Annotated in this window: 14 protein-coding genes; 12 read left to right on the plus strand and 2 right to left on the minus strand. The window is 68.4% G+C overall.

Annotated elements, in window-relative coordinates; genetic code table 11:
* Positions 1–48: 48 nt before the first annotated feature.
* Genes ACP5M5_RS01975 through ACP5M5_RS02000 form a run of 6 tightly spaced genes read left to right on the plus strand, consistent with a single transcriptional unit; the run spans position 49 to position 11,136 of the window.
* Positions 49–2,379, plus strand: coding sequence for a peptidase domain-containing ABC transporter (locus ACP5M5_RS01975; protein ID WP_427935173.1), 2,331 nt, complete (start codon positions 49–51; stop codon positions 2,377–2,379).
* Between the two features lie 3 nt (positions 2,380–2,382).
* Complete coding sequence (locus ACP5M5_RS01980; RefSeq protein ID WP_427935174.1) at positions 2,383–3,795, plus strand: HlyD family type I secretion periplasmic adaptor subunit; 1,413 nt, start codon at positions 2,383–2,385, stop codon at positions 3,793–3,795.
* Between the two features lie 16 nt (positions 3,796–3,811).
* Positions 3,812–5,593 (plus strand): tetratricopeptide repeat protein, encoded by a 1,782-nt coding sequence (locus ACP5M5_RS01985; RefSeq protein WP_427935176.1) that lies wholly within the window; start codon positions 3,812–3,814, stop codon positions 5,591–5,593.
* A gap of 40 nt (positions 5,594–5,633) precedes the next feature.
* The gene (locus tag ACP5M5_RS01990; protein ID WP_427935178.1) at positions 5,634–8,741 is read left to right on the plus strand and encodes a glycosyltransferase; all 3,108 of its coding nucleotides are present in this window, start codon (positions 5,634–5,636) and stop codon (positions 8,739–8,741) included.
* A gap of 19 nt (positions 8,742–8,760) precedes the next feature.
* Positions 8,761–9,846 (plus strand): hypothetical protein, encoded by a 1,086-nt coding sequence (locus tag ACP5M5_RS01995; RefSeq protein WP_427935179.1) that lies wholly within the window; start codon positions 8,761–8,763, stop codon positions 9,844–9,846.
* A 9-nt stretch (positions 9,847–9,855) separates the two neighbouring features.
* Positions 9,856–11,136: a glycosyltransferase gene (locus ACP5M5_RS02000; RefSeq protein ID WP_427935181.1), complete on the plus strand. Its 1,281-nt coding sequence runs from the start codon at positions 9,856–9,858 to the stop codon at positions 11,134–11,136.
* A gap of 49 nt (positions 11,137–11,185) precedes the next feature.
* Here ACP5M5_RS02000 and ACP5M5_RS02005 read toward each other — a convergent pair whose 3' ends face one another.
* Positions 11,186–12,034: a TIGR01459 family HAD-type hydrolase gene (locus tag ACP5M5_RS02005; RefSeq protein WP_427935182.1), complete on the minus strand. Its 849-nt coding sequence runs from the start codon at positions 12,032–12,034 to the stop codon at positions 11,186–11,188.
* Positions 12,022–13,101 (minus strand): quinone-dependent dihydroorotate dehydrogenase, encoded by a 1,080-nt coding sequence (locus tag ACP5M5_RS02010; RefSeq protein WP_427935183.1) that lies wholly within the window; start codon positions 13,099–13,101, stop codon positions 12,022–12,024. The genes ACP5M5_RS02005 and ACP5M5_RS02010 overlap by 13 nt, the downstream gene beginning before the upstream one ends.
* An 80-nt stretch (positions 13,102–13,181) precedes the next feature.
* On the opposite strand from ACP5M5_RS02010, the gene ACP5M5_RS02015 reads away from it, so the two are divergent.
* The 6 genes from ACP5M5_RS02015 to ACP5M5_RS02040 all read left to right on the plus strand — a co-directional run bounded on the left by ACP5M5_RS02015 (position 13,182) and on the right by ACP5M5_RS02040 (position 17,758).
* On the plus strand, positions 13,182–13,406 hold the full coding sequence (locus tag ACP5M5_RS02015) for a hypothetical protein (protein WP_427935185.1): 225 nt from the start codon (positions 13,182–13,184) through the stop codon (positions 13,404–13,406).
* A 42-nt stretch (positions 13,407–13,448) separates the two neighbouring features.
* Complete coding sequence (locus ACP5M5_RS02020; protein WP_427935186.1) at positions 13,449–14,099, plus strand: LolA family protein; 651 nt, start codon at positions 13,449–13,451, stop codon at positions 14,097–14,099.
* Between the two features lie 55 nt (positions 14,100–14,154).
* Complete coding sequence (locus ACP5M5_RS02025; RefSeq protein ID WP_427935276.1) at positions 14,155–14,934, plus strand: gamma-glutamyl-gamma-aminobutyrate hydrolase family protein; 780 nt, start codon at positions 14,155–14,157, stop codon at positions 14,932–14,934.
* A gap of 140 nt (positions 14,935–15,074) precedes the next feature.
* On the plus strand, positions 15,075–16,241 hold the full coding sequence (locus ACP5M5_RS02030; RefSeq protein WP_427935188.1) for a cupin domain-containing protein: 1,167 nt from the start codon (positions 15,075–15,077) through the stop codon (positions 16,239–16,241).
* 27 nt (positions 16,242–16,268) lie between these two features.
* Positions 16,269–16,958, plus strand: coding sequence for a fumarylacetoacetate hydrolase family protein (locus ACP5M5_RS02035; RefSeq protein ID WP_427935190.1), 690 nt, complete (start codon positions 16,269–16,271; stop codon positions 16,956–16,958).
* Positions 16,959–16,960: 2 nt separating this feature from the next.
* A complete protein-coding gene (locus tag ACP5M5_RS02040) occupies positions 16,961–17,758 on the plus strand; it encodes an exodeoxyribonuclease III (RefSeq protein WP_427935278.1) in 798 nt (265 codons plus the stop codon).
* Positions 17,759–17,819: the final 61 nt, after the last annotated feature.

Genomic DNA, 17,819 nt, shown 5'->3' on the forward strand with positions numbered 1-17,819 from the left:
TGATAAGGCGATTTCGGTGGCGTCATGCGCCGAGGGCAGCATGAGCCGATGCGCCGCGATTGGGAGCTGGCATTGCAGGACGATACTCATCCGCCGGGCGATCATTCTTCCGAGCCCACCCCGGTCGCGCCCAACGATCCGGCACCGGCCGAGGCGTCGGCCAGCGCGGCGAGCGCCGCCGGCGCGCCCGACGATCAGCGCGAGACCCTGCTGCTCGCGGTGATCGCGGCGGCGCGCCATCATGGCGTGGTCCTCGACCGTGACGAACTGCGTCTCGCGCCAGAGGAGACGCCTTCGCCGGCGCAGCTCGCGGCCTGGGCGCGTGGCGCTGGGCTCTGGGCCAAGGCGGCGCGGCTGAGCTGGCGCCAGATCGTCCGCCTCAAAGGCACAGCGCCGGTGGTGGTGCTGTTCAATGACGGCAGCGCCGGGCTCTGGGTCGGCGCCAACGCCGGGCGGAACGTGATTTTCCTCCGCGACCCGCGCGCTGGCGCCGAGGATGATCCGGCACCGGTCGATGAATTGCGCTTGACGCGCGTCTGGTCGGGCGAAGTGTTGCTGATCCGCCCCGAGCGCGGTGGCAACGAGGAAGAGGCGCCGTTCACGCTCGGCTGGATCGCCCGCGTCGTCGCGCGCGAGCGGGCGGCGCTGCGCGATATCAGCATCGCCTCGATCGCGCTCAGCCTGCTCACCATCATCCCGCCGCTCCTGGTGATGGTGGTGATCGACCGGGTGCTGCAACACCACAGCATGTCCACCCTCACGCTGCTCTCGGTGATCCTTGGTCTTGCGGTGATCTGGGAGACGATCCTCGGCTACGCCCGACGCGAATTGACGGCGGTGGTCGCGGCAAGACTCGATACCCGCCTCAATCTGCACATCTTCAACCGCATGCTCGGCTTGCCGCTCTCCTATTTCGAGCGCAACCCCGCCGGCCAGACCATCCACCGGCTCTCGCAGATCTGGAAGGTGCGAGACTTCATGACCGGGAAGCTGCTCAGCACCTTCCTCGATGGGTTCACCCTCCTCGTCTTGCTGCCGGTGCTGTTTTACATGAGCGCGGCGCTGGCCTGGATGGTGCTCGCCGGCGCCGTTCTGATCGCCATCGTCATTCTGATTTTCTTGCCGCCGATGCGCCGCGTCATCGCCAAGGTGATCCAGGCGGAGATCGAGAAAAGCACGGTGATGGTCGAGAGCGTGCACGGCGTGCGGACGGTGAAATCCCTCGCGATCGAGCCGCAGCAGCGCGATCTTTGGGATCTCAAGGTCGCCAATGCGGCGCGTTATCGGCTGGAGGCGGGAAGGCTCGGCAACTGGCCAAACACCATCGTGACCCCGATCGAGCGCTTCATCGAACGCGGTGTCCTGCTGGTCGGCGCCTATCTCGTCCTCACCGGCGCCGCCAACGTCGATCCCGGCGCGCTGATCGCCTTCATGCTCCTTGGCGTGCGTGTCGCAGCCCCGCTGGTCGGCATGGCGCGGCTGATCGAGGACATGGAGGAGGTGCGGAGTTCGATCGGCGAGGTCGGCATGGTGTTGAACCAGCCGGGGGAGATGAAAAACGCTGGCGAGGGGCTGCGGCCGCGCTTTTCCGGCGCGATCAGCTTCGAGAAAGTCGATTTCGCCTATCCCGGCTCGAAAACCAAGGCCCTCGAGGGCGTCTCCTTCAGCGTCCCCGCCGGCACCATGCTCGGCGTCGTCGGCAAGAGCGGCTCGGGCAAATCGACCATCACCCGCCTGCTCCAGGGCATCAACCGAGAGTATGAGGGCTATGTGAAGATCGACGGCGTCGATCTCCGCGAAATCAATCTCTCCTATCTGCGGCGGAGCTTTGGCGTGGTGATGCAGGATAATTTCCTGTTCCGCGGCACGGTGCGCGAAAACATCATCGCCGGCCGCCCCGGCCTCACGCTCGAGGACGCGGTGCGGGCGGCGCGCCTCGCCGGCGCCGAGGAATTCGTCGAGCGTCTGCCGCAGGGTTACGAGACCTTCATCGAGGAGGGGTCGGCCAATCTCTCGGGCGGCCAGCGCCAACGTCTCGCGATCGCCCGCGCCCTGATCAACGACCCGCGCATCCTGATCCTCGACGAGGCGACCAGCGCGCTCGACCCTGAAAGCGAGGCGCTGGTCAACGCCAATCTGCTGCGCATCGCGCGCGGGCGGACGATGGTGATCGTTTCGCACCGCCTGTCGTCGCTCACCGAGTGCGACGCGATCCTGGTCCTCGAGCGCGGCAAGGTGGTCGATCTCGGGCCGCATCACGAACTTCTTGAACGTTGCGCGATCTATCGCCAGCTCTGGCTGCAGCAGAACCGCCATCTCGAGGGCCAGGGCGGCCAGCGTCCGACCTCGATGCCACCCCAGATCGCGACCGGAGAATAGACGATGGCCCGGAACGCCCTGATCCGCGCGCAAACCCTGGCGCCGGCGAGTGCCGCGGCGAGTGAGGCGGCCTTCGCCGACACATTGCTCGAATTCCAATCTCCCTCGGCAGCGCTGCTCGCGACCCGCCCGATCGGTGCCGCGCGCGGCGTCATCTGGGTGATCTCGCTCTCGGTGATCACATTTTTTCTCGCCGCCGGCCTGATCAAGATCGACAAGGTGGTGACGACGCAGGGCAAGGTGATCTCGGAAGCCCGCACCCTGGTCTTGCAGCCGCTCGATACCGCCATCGTGCGTTCGATCGCGGTGCATGAGGGGCAGCTCGTGCATCAGGGCGACATGCTCGCCGAGCTCGATCCGACCTTCGCCGCCGCCGATCTCGGCGCGCTCCGCGAACAGGTGCGGAGCTATCAGGCGGAGGTCGACCGGCTCACCGCCGAGGCCGCCGACAAGCCCTACACGCCGCCCCTCGACAGCGATGCGACCCGGCTGCAAGCGGCGGTGTTCGCCCAGCGGGCGGCGGAAAAGACCTTCAAACTCGAAAACTACCAGCAGAAAATCAACAGTCTCGAAACCACCATCGCCCGCAGCCTGGCCGAGGCCAATTACTACCGCCAGCGCCTCACGGTCGCCGCCGACGTCGAAGGCATGCGCCGCGAATTGCAGGATTTGAAGGTCGGAAGCCGCCTCAACTCGCTGTCGGCGGCCGATAACCGCATCGAAATGACGCGTTATCTCACGCTCTCGCAAAACAATGCCGAGGCCGCGACCCGCGATCTTCGCGCCATGATCGCCGAGCGCGATGCCTATTTGCAAAACTGGCGCGCCGAGGTTTTGCAAAACCTCACCGATCAGGGGCGCAAGCTCTCGGACGCCGAAGAACAGCTCAAAAAAGCGGTGCTGCGCCGCCAACTCGTTGAGCTTCGCGCCCCCGAGGACGCGATCGTGCTCACCGTCGCGAAAGTCTCGGTCGGCTCGGTGCTGCAGACCGGCAGCCAGTTCATCACCCTGGTGCCGGCTTCGGCGCCGCTCCTGGTCGAGGCCAATGCCGCCGGCTCCGATGCCGGGTTTTTGCGCGTCGGCGACCCGGTGGCGGTGAAGTTCGACACTTTCCCCTTCACCCAGTATGGCGATGCCGAGGGCGAGGTGAAAGTGATCAGCCCCGACAGCTTCACCCAAAGCGATCCCGCCAACCCGCTGACCGATCAGCCGCATGACCCGGTCCCAGGCGGGCGGGTTTTCTATCGCGTGCGGATCTCGCTCGACCAGATCAAGCTGCACGGTGTGCCGGTGGGGTTCAAGGTGGCGCCGGGCATGCCGGTCACCGCCGATATCAAGGTCGGCCGGCGCACCATCCTCAATTATCTCCTCGGCCGCGTGATGCCGGTCGCGTCCGAAGGCATGCGCGAGCCATGAAGCGATAAGCCACTTCATGGCCGGGTTCCTCACGCGCCTTCAGAGTCTGTGGTCGCCGCGCGCCGGCTTGCGTCTCGCGCTCGAATGGGGCGAGGGGGGGCGCTGGGACCGTGCTTTTCCGCTGCTCGCCCGCGCCGCCGCCGCCGGGCTCGCGGAAGCGCAATACCGGGTCGGGCGTTGCTACCTCGAAGCGAGCGGCGTGCCGGCAAGCGTGACCGAAGCGGCACGCTGGCTCCGCGCCGCCGCCGAGCAAGGCTTCGTCGAGGCACAGGCGTTGCTCGCGACGATTTACCTGCGCGGCCTCGGCGCTGACGATGGCATCGCGGCCGCGACGCTGACCCGCCCACGCGGCGCCGCGCAGGCCGGCGCGCCGGATTTTGCCGCCGCACGCCTTTGGGCCGAACGCGCCGCCGAAGCCGGCTCCGCCGATGGCCAAGCGCTGCTCGCCTATATTCTCACCTCCGGCCCAGAAGCGGGCCGCGATCTCGCAGCGGCGAAGGAATGGTATCGCCGCGCCGCGGAAGCCGGCTCGCCGCAGGGGCGGCTCGGCCTCGCGCTGGCCTTGCTGCGCGGAACCCCCGACGCGGCGGCGTTCCGTGAAGCGGCGGCGCAATTGGCGGCGGCGGCGGCGGCCGGGCTCGCGAGCGCGCAATATCTCCTCGGTGAAATGCATGACCGTGGCGACGGGGTCGCGCGCGACCCGGCCAAAGCGATCGGCTTTTATCGTGCCGCCGCCGAGAAAGGGGTGCGCCCGGCGCAGGCGCGGCTTGGTCTCGCCCTCCTTGAAGGCCGCGGTGTTGCGAAAAACGTGCAAGAAGGCGAATCCTGGCTGCGTCGCGCCGCCCTCGCCGGGGATGCCGAGGCGGCTGCCGTGGTCGGCGATCTCTATGCCCGCGGCGGCGAATTACCGCCCAATTACGCCGAGGCGGCGCTGTGGTTCCGTCGCGCCGCCGAAGCGGGCCATCGCACCGCGGCGCGCGCCCTCGGGCTTATGCATCTGACCGGCGCCGGCACCGCCCGCGACCCGCAAGAAGCGGCGCGCTGGTTCCGGGTTTCGGCCGAGGCGGGAGACGCGCAGGCGAAGGCCGAACTCGCCACTCTCGTGCGCCAGGGCACGGCCGGGCCGGAAGAACGCACCCGCACCCGGGAATGGTTCGAGGAAGCGGCGCTGGCCGGCGATTTGGTGGCGGCGTTCAATTTCGGCGTCTGCCTCGCCGAAGGGGTTGGCGTCGAGCGCGATGATCGCCAGGCGGCGCAATGGATGCGCCGCGCCGCCGACGGTATCGCCAACGCGCAATATTGGTATGGCCGCATGCTCATCGAGGGTCGCGGCGTCGCGCCCAATCCCACCGAAGGCACCGCCTGGATCACCCGCGCCGCCGAGGCCGGCATGGTCGAGGCACAGGTCGCGCTGGCCGAGCTTCTGGTCAGCGGCGCCGGCGGCCAGCAGGATCATCCGGCGGCGCTCGGCTGGTTCCGGCGCGCCGCCGAGCACGGCCATGTCGGCGCCATGTTCGCGATCGGGGCGATGCTCGGCGGCGGCCACGACGTGCCGAGCGATCGCGCCGAGGCCGCGCTCTGGTTTCGCCGCGCCGCCGAACGCGGCCATGGCCACGCGCAGATGATGCTCGGCCGCTACCTCGCGCGCGGCCTCGCCGGGCGCCAGGACCCGAAGGAGGCGCGACAATGGCTGGAACGGGCGGTGGCGCAGGGGATCACCGAAGCGGCCGGCGACCTCGCCCATCTCCCGCCACCGGCCGAGGCGCCGGCGCCGCGCAACGCCAAGCAAAGCGCCTGAGCGTGCTGGCGCGCGGCCGGCCGAGGCGGCGGCTTCCGGCGTGACGGACGGCCCGCGCAACGCCTCTCCGGCTTCGATGCGGGCCAAAGCGGCGGCGCTGGCTGCGGCCTTCGCCGCGCGCCAAGCGGAGACGGCGCGGGCGGCGCTCGACCGCGGCGAAGCGGCTTTGGCGGCCGGTGATGGCGCTGCCGCGCTCCGCTGGCTCGAACGCGCGGCAAGGATCGCGCCACGCGATGAAACCGCGCGCCTCGCCCTCGCCCTCGCCCGCCTCGGGCAGGGCGAACCCGGGCAGGCAAAACCGCTTGCTGAGATCGCGGCGCGGTTCGATCTGCGCGTCGCCTGGATCGGGCTCGCCTCGGCGCGGCTGCGGGACGGCGAGGTCGCGGGCGCGGCGCAGGCCCTGGCCGCGGCGTTTTCCGGCCATGCCGGGGCGATCGATGCACATCTCGCGCAGGGGGCGGATCGGATCGCGGCGGCGGTCGGCGCGCCGGGCTGGTGTGCGATGCTGAGCGGCGGCACGCTGATGGTCGCGTCCCATCTTGCGCCGGCCGGGCTTCGCGTCGCTTGCGATGGCGTCGCGTGCGCGCTCCGCTGGCGACAGGGGCGGGCGCGGCTCCACGCCGCATTGCTCGGCGGGCGCGAACTCGCGGTGACGCTGGCGGACGGCACGGCATTGCTCGGCAGCCCGATCCGGCTCGCCGCCTTGCGCCGGATCGAAGGGGTGGTGAGAGAAGAAGACGGCAATCTCACCGGCTGGGCCTGGCATCCCGCCGACCCCGACGCGACGCCGTGGCTTTTCGTTCATGACCGCGATGGCCGTCTGATCGCGCGCCTCGCCGCGACCGACACCACGATCGCCGTCTCTGGCGCGACCCCGCTCGCGCGGCCGCGCGGCTTCTTCGTGCCGGCGGCGCGGTTCGCACACGCCGCCGCGCCGCTGTCACTTCGCGATGGCGATGGCCGCGATTTGCTCGGAAGCCCCCTCGATCCCGGCGCCGAACGGGCGAGCGCGATGGCCGAGGCGCGTGCCTTGGCGCGCGCGACAGGCGGGATGGCAGGCAAGGATGGCCGTCGCGCGGGGCGTTCGGCCTTCGCCGCGCGGGCTGTGATCCATGCCGATCTCCGTGGCGAGCCCGCCGAGCGCCGCCGCGCCCGCCCGCGCCGGGTGAGCATCGTCGTGCCGGTCTATCGCGGAGTCGCCGAGACCCTCGCCTGTCTCGCGAGCCTCTTCGCCGCGCGTCGGGAGGCAACCCGGATCATCGTGGTCGAGGATGCGAGCCCGGAGCCGGAATTGGTGCTGGCGCTCGCGCAACTGGCCCGCGCCCGGCGCATCACCCTCGTCCGCCTGCCGCGCAATCGCGGCTTTCCCGGCGCCGCCAATGCCGGCATTCGCGCCGCCGGCCGCGATGACGTGGTGCTGCTCAACAGCGACACCCTGGTCGCCGGGAACTGGCTCGGCGGGCTGCGCGACGCCGCCTACGCCGAACCCGCGATCGCGACCGCAACGCCGTTTTCCAATGACGCGACGCTGCTGAGCTACCCACGGCGCGAGGGCGGCAATCCGATGCCCGATCTCGCGGCAACTGAGCGTCTCGCCGCGCTTGCCGCGCGCGCCGGCCGCGGCAAGGTCGTCGAAATCCCGGTTGGCGTTGGTTTTTGCCTTTATATTCGCCGCGCCGCACTCGATCAGGTCGGGTTGTTGCGCGAGGATGTCTTCGCCCAAGGGTATGGCGAGGAGAATGATTTTTGCCTCCGCGCCCGCGCGCTTGGCTGGCGGCATGTGGCGGCGAGCGGGGTATTCGTCGCCCATCGCGGCGGCGTTTCCTTTGGCGCCGGCCAAGCGGCGCTTCGCGCCCGCAACGCCGCCACTCTAGCGCGGCTCCATCCCGGCTATGACGCGCTGATCGCCGATTATGTCGCCGCCGACCCGCTCGCCCCGGCGCGGCGGCGCTTCGATCGCGCCCGCTTCATCGCAACCCGCGGGCGCGCCATGCGAGCAGCCCTCCTCATCACGCATGATCGTGGCGGCGGCGTCGAGACGCGGATCACGGCGCGGGCGCAGGCGCTGGCGGCGGCAGGGTGGCGGGTCGTTCTGCTGCGCGGCAGCCCGCGCGCGGAGGCCGGCGTCAACCGCTCCTATCTCACCCGCGCCGAGGCGGCGGATGACTATCCCGATCTCGGCTTCGACCTGCCGCTCGAGACCAGCGATCTCCTCGCGCTGCTGCGGGCGGAGAGGGTGCAGGCGATCGAGATCCATCACCTGCTCGGGCATGACCATGACGCGGTGCTCGCCCTCTGCCGCGCTCTTGGGCGCCCCTATGAGGTGCATGTGCATGATTACGCGTGGCTTTGCCCGCGCATCAAGCTGCTCGGCGCGGAGGGGCGCTATTGCGGCGAGCCGCCGGTTACCGCGTGCGCCGCGTGCGTCGCCGAGGCCGGGCGCGAGATCGAGGAGGAGATCGACGCCCCGGCGCTCCGCCTGCGCTCGGCCCGCCTGCTCGCCGCGGCGGCGCGGGTGGTGGTGCCGGCGGCCGATGTCGCGGCCCGGCTGACCCGGCATTTCCCGGCCTTGCGGCCCGAGGTGCTCCCCTGGGAGGAAACCACCAGTGCCGCCGCGCCGGCCGCCATCGCGCCGGCGGCGGGGGTGTTGCGCGTTGTTCTCGCCGGCGCGATCGGCGTCGAAAAAGGCTATCGGCGGCTGCTCGCCTGCGCTCTCGATGCGCGCGCGCGGGATTTGCCGCTCGCCTTCACCGTCGTCGGCGTCACCACCGGCGACGAGGCCCTGCTCGCCACCGGAAAAGTCTTCATCACCGGCGATTACCAGCCTACCGAAGCGGTCACGCTGATCGCGCGCCAAGGTGGCGCGCTCGGCTTCCTGCCCTCGGTCGTGCCTGAGACCTGGTGTTATACGCTGAGCGAACTCTGGCGCGCCGGGCTTTTCGTCGTCGCCTTCGATCTCGGCGCCCAGGCCGAACGTATCCGGGCTTCGGGACGCGGCCTGTTGCTCGGGCTTGATTTGCCGGCGTCGGCGGTGAATAACGCCTTGCTGCACGCGGCCGAGATTGCGGCGCGATCAACGCGGTTTACTGATCCGCTTGATACCGCTAGAGAAATACATGGACCCTCGTCAAAATCGTTACCTCTCTAACAGAGCAGGAATACACGCAATGTCAGACGCCACCGCCGCCGCCGCGCCCACCGCCAAGCTCGGCCAGAAGATGTTTTCCGAATTGCGTGTTTCGGGGCATTTGATGACATTGGAGACGGGGCTTTTCTGCATCGTCCAGACCCCCGGCGCCAAGCGTAACGAGGACGGGTCAGGCCTGCCTGGGGTGCGGATTTCGCTGCCGCCCGGGGCTGCCAGCCGGCCGCAGGCGGTGAGCATCACCGCGTTTCGGCCCGATGGCTGGCTAAGCGGCGCCGCCGATGCCGCCCTCGTGCGGGTGAGCGAGGGGCCGGCGCAGATTCTGGTGACGATCTATCAGGCCCCGGGCGGGCCGGAAAACGCCCCGCGCCTGCAAGTGCTGCGGCTGGCCGAGGAGGCCGCCGGCGCGCCTGCCGCTGGCCGCGCCATGCCGGCCGTCGCCGACCCGCGCCGCCCGCCGCTCGCCTCCGGCGCCGCGGCGCCGGTGGTGCCTCCCGCTGGCGCCGCGCCGGGCGTGGCGCCGGCCGGCGCGGCGCTCCCACTGCACGGCAATTTCGAGATCGCGGCGCACGTTCAGCTCCGCGGCGATATCGGCGCGATGCTCGGCGAGTGGATCGGCGATCGCGGCAGCAAGCGCTGGGTCGAGGGATTCGCGCTTTCGCCGCGCGGCGAGGTGGCGCCGGCGGACATCGAATATCAGGCGGTGCTCGGGCGGGGTTGGCTCTCGCCCTGGGTCGAGGGTGGGCAGCTCTGCGGCAGCCGCGGCATGGCGCTGCCGCTGCTCGGGCTGCGTGTGCGGCTGCGTGGCAAGGCCCGCGAGACCCATCGCTGCACCTATTCCGCAACCTTCGTTGACGGCACTGCGATCGGCCCGGTCGCCGATGGCGAGGCCTGCGAGGCCGAAAGCTTGGCGCCCTTGGAAGCGTTTCAGATCGTTTTGCAGCGGCGTCAGGCGGGCAGCGGTGGTGAGGCACCGGCCAAGCCGGCGGCGGCGAAATCTCCGCCGGCCAAACCCCCGGCGAAACCCGCGCCCGGCAAAGCGCCGGCAAAACCGGCCGGCAAAACCGGCCGTACCGGCAAAGCGGCCCCACCCCGACGTGGACGGTGACGGCACGGCGTGAAATTCCTCTTCGTCCACCAGAATTTCCCCGGCCAATATCTTCATCTGCTGCGCTATCTGGCGGCGACGAAGCGGCACGAAATTCTATTTCTGACCGACGACAACCAGAATATGATTGCTGGGGTGCGCAAGCTCGTCTATCGCCTCGGCCGCGAGCCGAGCCAGGACGCGCACCGTAACTTGCGCGAACTCGAGCCGGCGATGATCCGCGCCGAAGCGGTGGCGCGGGCCGCGGCGCAATTGCGCGAGCTCGGCTTTCAGCCCGACATCATCATCGGCCATCACGGCTGGGGCGAAATGCTCGATCTCTGCGATATCTGGCCGGGCGTGCCGATGCTCGGCTATTTCGAGTTTTTCTATCACACTGACGGGCTCGATGTCGGCTTCGACCCCGAGTTTCCGACCGCGCCGCACATGCTCTCCAATATTCGGATCAAGAACACGGTCAATCTGCTGGCGCTCAACCTCCCCGGCCATGGCCAGACGCCGACCCGCTTTCAGCACGCGACCTACCCCGATTGGGCGCGCCCGCGCATCACCATCGTCCCCGAGGGCGCCGATCTCGAACTCTGCCAGCCCGACCCCCTGGCGGCGCAAACCCCGTTCGCGCTCAAGGACGTTACCGTCGCGCCAGGGGAAAAGCTGGTGACTTTCGTCGCCCGCGATCTCGAACCCTATCGCGGCTATCACATCATGATGCGGGCGCTGCGGCATCTTTTTCGCGCGCGGCGCGATCTCCGCGTCATCCTGGTCGGCGGCGACGGCGTGAGCTATGGCGCCAAGCTTGCCAACGGCACCTGGCGGGACTTTTTTTTCAATGAAGTGAAAGCCTCTATCGACGAGCGCCGCGTCCATCTCGTCGGGCGCATCGATTACGGCGATTACCGGCGGCTTTTGCAGCGCTCGGACGCGCATGTCTATCTCACCTACCCGTTCGTCGCCTCCTGGTCGCTGCGCGAGGCGCTGGCAAGCGGCTGCGCAGTGATCGGCAGCGATACCGAGCCGGTGCGCGAATTCATCCGCGACGGCGAAAACGGCCTCCTCACCCCCTTCCTCGACCCCGCCGGGCTCGCCGAGCGGGTGCTCACGGTGCTCGAGGACCGCGCGCTCTCGGCGCGTCTGCGCGCCAATGCCCGCCGCTATGCCGAACGCCATCTCGCGATGGCCGACTATCTCGACGCGATGGCCGGGTTGATCGAGCGCATCTCCGGCACGCGGCCGGAAATGCTCGCCCCCGCGTCACGTCGCACACGGGCGAAGGCGGGAAGAAAAGGGTAGGAAGCGCGTTCTTTTTTGAAAAAAAGAACCAAAAAAACTTTTGTCCGTCCTACCAGCAGAGCGCCGGAATGGCGGCGACCGGGGTGACACCCTCGCCGGCGGCGGCCTCCTCGATCGCCTGCGGGTTGCCGAGCAGCGCGTTATGGATGCCGCCGATCACCCAGCAGCTCGCGAGCCCCGCCGCCTTTGCCCCGGCGATGTCGGTGCGGAGCGCGTCCCCGATCGCGAGCACGGTTTCCGGCGGGCAGCCGAGCATGGCCAATGTCGGCTGATAGATGGCGGGGTCGGGCTTGCCGATCCAAGACACCTTGCCGCCGAGCGCCTCATAGCGCTGGGCGAGCGCGCCGGCGCAAAGCACGGCGGCGCCGTCGCGGATCACCTCGAGATCGGGATTGGCGCAGACCATGGGCAAATCGCGCGCCCGGCAGGCGCGGAGGATGTCCTCATAAGCGGGGAGATCGACCAGGCCGGCGGTCTCGTCGGGCCCGGTATTGACGACGAAATCGGCCGCCCCGGGGGTCGCAACCGGGGTGTAATCGAGCCCGGCGAAGACGTTGCGGTCGCGTGCCGGGCCGAGATGATAGAGATGTCGCCCGAGAGCGGCGAAGAACGGATCGTCACGCCGCGCGAGCCGGTCGCGCGTTGCCTCGCCACTGGTCATGATGCCGTTATAGAGGTCATCATGGATCCCCATCTCACGCATCGCCGCTTGCGCGACGCTCGCGATCCGCGGCGCGTTAGAAAGCAGTACCACCCGCTTTCCCGCCTGCTGCAAACGTCGCAAGCAATCGACCGCGCCGGGATAGGGGCGGATTCCGTCATGCACCACCCCCCAGAGATCGACGATGAAGCCGCGATAGCGCGGGACGAGGGGGGCAAGGCCGGTCAGATGTTCCATGATGTCTCCGCGAGAGAGGCGATATCGACGCCGCGCGCGTCTTCGAGGCGCGCGAACCCGCCCGCATCGAGCGCGACCAGAAGTTCGCGCCGCAGCCGCGGGAGCAGCGCCGCCCCTTGATAGACGAAGGCGGTGTAAAGTTGAACCAGATGGGCGCCGGCGCGGACCATCGCCAGCACCTCGGCGCCGGTGCCGACGCCGCCGCAGCCGACGAGCGTGAGGCGGCCCGCGGCGAGGCGGGCGGCGCGGGCGAGCATCACACGCGCGTGCGCAAACAAAGGCGGGCCGGAAAGCCCGCCCGCCTCGCCGGCGTGGGGCGAACGCAACCCGGGCGGACGGCGGACGCTGGTATTGCCGATGATCAAGCCGGCAGCCCCTCCGGCGAACGCGGTCTCGACCACCGCCGCGAGCGCTTCCTCGCTGAGATCGGGGGCGATTTTCACCAAGAGTGGCGGCGCCGCCTCAGGCAAGGCCCGCTTGACCGCGGCGAGAATGGCGGCAAGCCGCGCGCTTGCCTGCAAATCACGGAGCCCCGGCGTGTTCGGCGAGGAGATGTTGAGCGTGAGGTAATCGACATGCGGCGCCAAGGCGATCGCGAGGGCAGGATAATCGCGCTCGGGAACGGCGCCTTCCTTGTTGAGGCCGATATTGGCGCCGAGCGGCACCGAACGCGGCCCGAGTGCCGCAAGACGGGGCAGAACGCGCGCCAAACCTTCCCCGGGAAAGCCGAGCCGGTTGATCAGGGCGCGCTCGGCGTCGAGGCGAAAGAGGCGCGGGCGCGGATTGCCGGGCTGGGGCAGCGGCGTCACAGTGCCGATCTCGACGAAGCCGAAGCCGAGCGCCATCAGCGGGCGAACGGCGACGGCATTCTTGTCGAAGCCGGCGGCGAGCCCGATCGGGTTCGGGAAATGCCGGCCGAACAGGGTCTGGGCAATGCGCGGATCGACGCGCGCGCGCTCACGCCCGGCAAGCCCGAGGCCAAGGCCGCGCAAGGCGAGGGCATGCGCGGTCTCGGGCGGCAAGTGGCGCAAGAGCGGCAACGCGAGGGTGGGAAGCAGACCGGCCATCGCGCCATCTTCGCGGCAAAAACGCCGGACGGCAAAGCCCGGCCCTTGTCATTCGCCGATCAAAGCGCAAAGTCGCGGCGATGTGGTCGGAACCCTATCTCGAAACCTGCTGCCGCGCCGCCCTGCATCGGCTGTTTCTGAGCGGGGCCGCCGGCCGGCCGGAAGCGGACGCTGCCATGAAAGATGTCCCCTGCCTCGCGCGGCTCGCGCATCTTGGTTGCGTTGAGCATCGCGACGGGCGATTTTTCCTCACCGCAGCCGGCGCCGCCCGCCATGCCGCCGAGATTCTGCGCGCGCGGGGCTGATATGGCGGGCGAGGGGTTTTCTCGCCGGGAGCGGCGTGCCACATGCGCGTCATGATCGCCCGCCGCGCCGCTCTCGCATGCCTTACCCTCGCCCCCCTGCTCCTTGCGCGCCGCGCCAGCGCGATCAGCGCCATGACGCTGACCGCGCAGGATCGCGCCGATATCGCGCGTATCGAGGCCTATCTCAACGCCATCCACACCCTGAAAGCGCGTTTCGAGCAGATCGCGCCAGATGGCAGCGACAGCCATGGCACCGCCTGGATCGACCGGCCGGGCAAACTCCGCTTCGAATACGACCCGCCAGTGCCCTATCTTCTGGTCGCCAATCACGGTGACGTCTATTTCCACGACTCGCAACTCGGCCAAACCAGCGAGGTCGCCCTTGGCGACACGCCGCTCTCGATTATTCTCGCCCCCGAGATCAAGCTCTCGGGCAATATTCTGATCACCGATATCACCCGCGTCCCCGGCCTGATCCAGGTGACGGTGCTGCGCGCCGAGCGCTGGTGGCAAGGCTCGCTGAGCCTCGCTTTCGACACCGATCCGCTTTCACTTCGGCAATGGATCGTGCTCGACGAGCAGCGGCGCGAAACCCGCGTCAGCCTTAGCGATATCGAGATCGGCGGCCAGTTTCCCGAGGCCTTGTTTGAGTTCAAGGTCACCCCGACGCCACCGACCGGCCCCAAGCGATAACCGCCGCCCGCCGCAATGCCGCCATAATCGCGGGCGATCCCATCGGTCTTGCATGATGAAACCTCTGATCGGCATTTCCTGCTGCATGAAAACCTTCGGCATCTACGGCATGCCTAACCACGCCGCCTCTGACACCTATGTCCGGGCGGTGGATCGGGTGGTGGGCGGGGTGCCGCTCTTGATCCCGGCCAATGGCGCCGAGGCCGACATCGCCGCCCTGCTCGCCCGGCTCGACGGGCTGATCTTTACTGGCAGCCGCTCCAACGTCGCGCCGGAGAATTACGGCGGCCCGCCGCAGCCAGAAGGCGCGCCCGAAGATGCCGCCCGCGATGCGACGACTCTGCCGCTGCTGCGCGCCGCGATCGCCGCCGGCATGCCGGTGCTCGCGATCTGCCGCGGTTTGCAGGAGCTGAACGTCGCGCTCGGCGGCACGCTGCATCAGCGGCTGCAGGATCTCCCCGGCCATATCGACCATTCGACGCCGCTGCAGCCCTTCGCGCCAGTGCGCACCGGGCTTGCCCATCGGGTGCGGGCAACACCGGGCGGCTGGCTTCATCGCCTCGCCGGAACGACCGACATCGCCGTCAATTCACTCCATAATCAGGGGATCGACCGGCCCGCACCGGGCTTGGTGGTCGAAGCCGTGGCGATCGACGGCACCATCGAAGCGGTGCGGGTGGTGACGCGGCCGGATGGCCGGGAAGCGGGCTACGCCGTCGGCGTGCAATGGCACCCGGAGTATGATTTCGCGACCAATCCGCTCTCGGCTCGTATTTTCGCCGATTTCGCCGCCGCCCTCGCCCCGGCCGGCAGGCGCGAAACCACGGCGGCCTAGCGCCTCACGACTTTGTGACGCCTTGTTGCGGCATGGTTGCCATGCTTCCTTCCTCTGGACATCCGCGCTGCAAATGCGATCCATTCGCACTTTGAATTCGCCGAAACGCTTTTGCCAGCGCTTAGAAAGGAAACGCCCGGATGCCCACTCTCCCCGTCTCGCGCCGCGGCCTGTTGTCGGCGGCGGCCAGCACCGGCCTGATCGCCGCGGCAGCCACGGCGAACGCCGCCGAGCCCGAACTGCCTGCGCCCGAGCCCGCCGTCACGCCGCGTCTGCCGACCGATCATGGCGAGCTTCCGAGCTTCAAATATGTTTTCGCCAACAGCCACAAAAAAGAGAATAAAGGCGGCTGGGCGCGGGAGGCGACGGTCGCCGAATTTCCCGCCTCGAAAGCGCTGGCGGCGGTGAATATGCGGCTTTATGCCGGCGCTTATCGCGAACTCCACTGGCATGCGCTCGCCGCCGAGTGGGCGTTCATGCTGCGTGGCCACGCCCGCACGACGGTGATCGATCCCGACGGCAATGCCGAAACCAATGAGTTCGGCCCTGGCGATGTCTGGTATTTCCCGCGCGGCTACGGCCATTCCATCCAGGGCCTGGGGCCGGATGGCTGCGAGTTCATGCTGGTGTTCGATGACGGCGCTTTTTCCGAATTCGGCACGTTCAGCGTGACCGACTGGCTGGCGCACACCCCGCCCGAGGTGCTGGCGAAAAACCTCGGCGTTACCGCCGCCGCGTTTGCGAAAATCCCCGACCACGAGCTTTATATCATGCCCGGCACGGTGCCGCCGCCGCTGCCGCTCGAGCCGGCGGTCGGCAGTCTCGTCTCGGCGCCGCAAACCCATCGCTATCCGTTGCTCGCCCAGCGCCCGATCGAGGCGCCGGGCGGTACCGTCCGCATCGTTTCTTCGAAGGAGTTTCCGATCTCGACGACGATGACCGGGGTCATCGAGGACATCAATCCCGGCGCGGTCCGCGAACTCCATTGGCATCCGCATGCCGATGAGTGGCAATACTACTTCTCCGGCCAAGGGCGGATGACGGTGTTCGGCTCGACGGCGCGGGCGGTGACCTGGGACTATCGCGCCGGAGATGTTGGCTATGTGCCGCGCGGCTATGGCCATTACATCGAAAATACCGGCACTGAGCCGCTTCGCGTCCTCGTCGTCCTCAATAGCGGCGTTTATGGTGACATCTCGATCAGCGACTGGCTGGCGCGCAACCCGGCCCAGCTCGTCGCCGAGCATTTCAACCTGCCGCTTGACGTCGTGGCGCGTTTCCCCAAGCGTAAGGTGATCATCGCCTAACTCCCTTCTGTGCGAGGAGCGTGTCTCATGGCCGATTATGTCATCCCGCCGCCACCGCAAGCGGTGGTGCAGGTCGCCGGCGGCGGGATGTTCCCGCTCCGCCGCATCTTTTGCGTCGGGCGCAACTATGCCGCCCATTCGCGCGAGATGGGCGGCGATCCGGAACGCGAGGCGCCGTTCTTTTTCACCAAGCCCGCGGATGCGGTGGTCATCGACGGCGCGGACTGCCCCTATCCGCCGGCGACCGCGGATCTTCATCACGAAATGGAGTTGGTGGTGGCGATCGCGACCGGCGGCGCCGACATCGCGGCGCGCGATGCGCTTTCGCATGTCTTCGGCTATGCCGCCGGCATCGATCTGACGCGGCGCGATCTGCAAGCGGAGGCAAAGAAAGCCGGCCGCCCCTGGGACATGGCCAAGGGGTTCGACGCCAGCGCCCCAATCGGCGCCATCGCCCCGGCGACGAGGATCGGCCATCCGGCGCGGGGGCGGATTGCGCTCAGCGTCAATGGCACGGTGCGCCAGGCCGCCGATCTCGCCGACATGATCTGGAGCGTGCCCGAGATCATCGCCGCGCTTTCGCGGCTGGTGCGGCTCGCGCCCGGCGATCTGATCTTCACCGGCACCCCGGAGGGTGTCGCCGCCATCAAGCGCAGCGATAGGCTGGCGGGCGAGATCGCGGGGGTCGGCACGGTCGCGACCAGGATAGTCGCGTGAGTCTGCGCATTGCCACCTGGAACATCAACTCGCTCCGTCTTCGCCTGCCGCGTCTGGCCGATCTCGTTGCGGCGCTCAACCCGGACGTGCTTTGCCTTCAGGAGACCAAGGTCGAGGATGCGCTGTTTCCGGCGGACGCGGTGCGGGCGCTCGGTTTTCCCCACATCGCCCATCGCGGCATGAAGAGCTATAATGGTGTCGCCATTCTCTCGCGCCGGCCGATCACGGTGCTGGAGGGGTTTCCCGATTGGTGCGGCAAGAACGATTGCCGGCATCTCGCCGTCCGCCTCGAGACCGCGGGCGGGCCGCTCGATCTCCATGATTTCTATGTCCCGGCTGGCGGCGACGTCCCGGACCCGGCAACCAACCCGAAATTCGCCCACAAGCTCGCCTTCATCGCCGAAGTGCGGGATTTTTTCGCGGCCCAGCCTGCGCTTTCCCGCACCGTCATCGTCGGCGATCTCAACATCGCGCCGCTCGAGACCGATGTCTGGAGCCATCGCCAATTGCTCGATGTCGTAAGCCACACCCCGCCCGAGACGGCGGGGCTCGCGGCGTGGCTGGAGACCGGCTTCGTCGATGCGGTCCGCCATTTCGTGCCGGCGGCGGAAAAGCATTTCACCTGGTGGTCCTATCGCAATCGCGACTGGCGCGCCTCCGATCGTGGCCGACGGCTCGATCACGTCTGGGCAACCCCTGATCTTATCCCCGCACTCCGGGATCAGATCACGCTGAAAGACGCGCGCGATTGGCCGCAAGCCTCTGATCACGTACCGGTCGCGGTGACGCTTTCTCTCTGACTAGCGGGATAAAGTTTTTTGGTTCTTTTTTTCAAAAAAGAACCTCTTTTCTTCCTTTTCC

The sequence above is a fragment of the Acidibrevibacterium sp. genome (assembly GCF_049965395.1).
Lineage (GTDB): Bacteria > Pseudomonadota > Alphaproteobacteria > Acetobacterales > Acetobacteraceae > Acidibrevibacterium > Acidibrevibacterium fodinaquatile.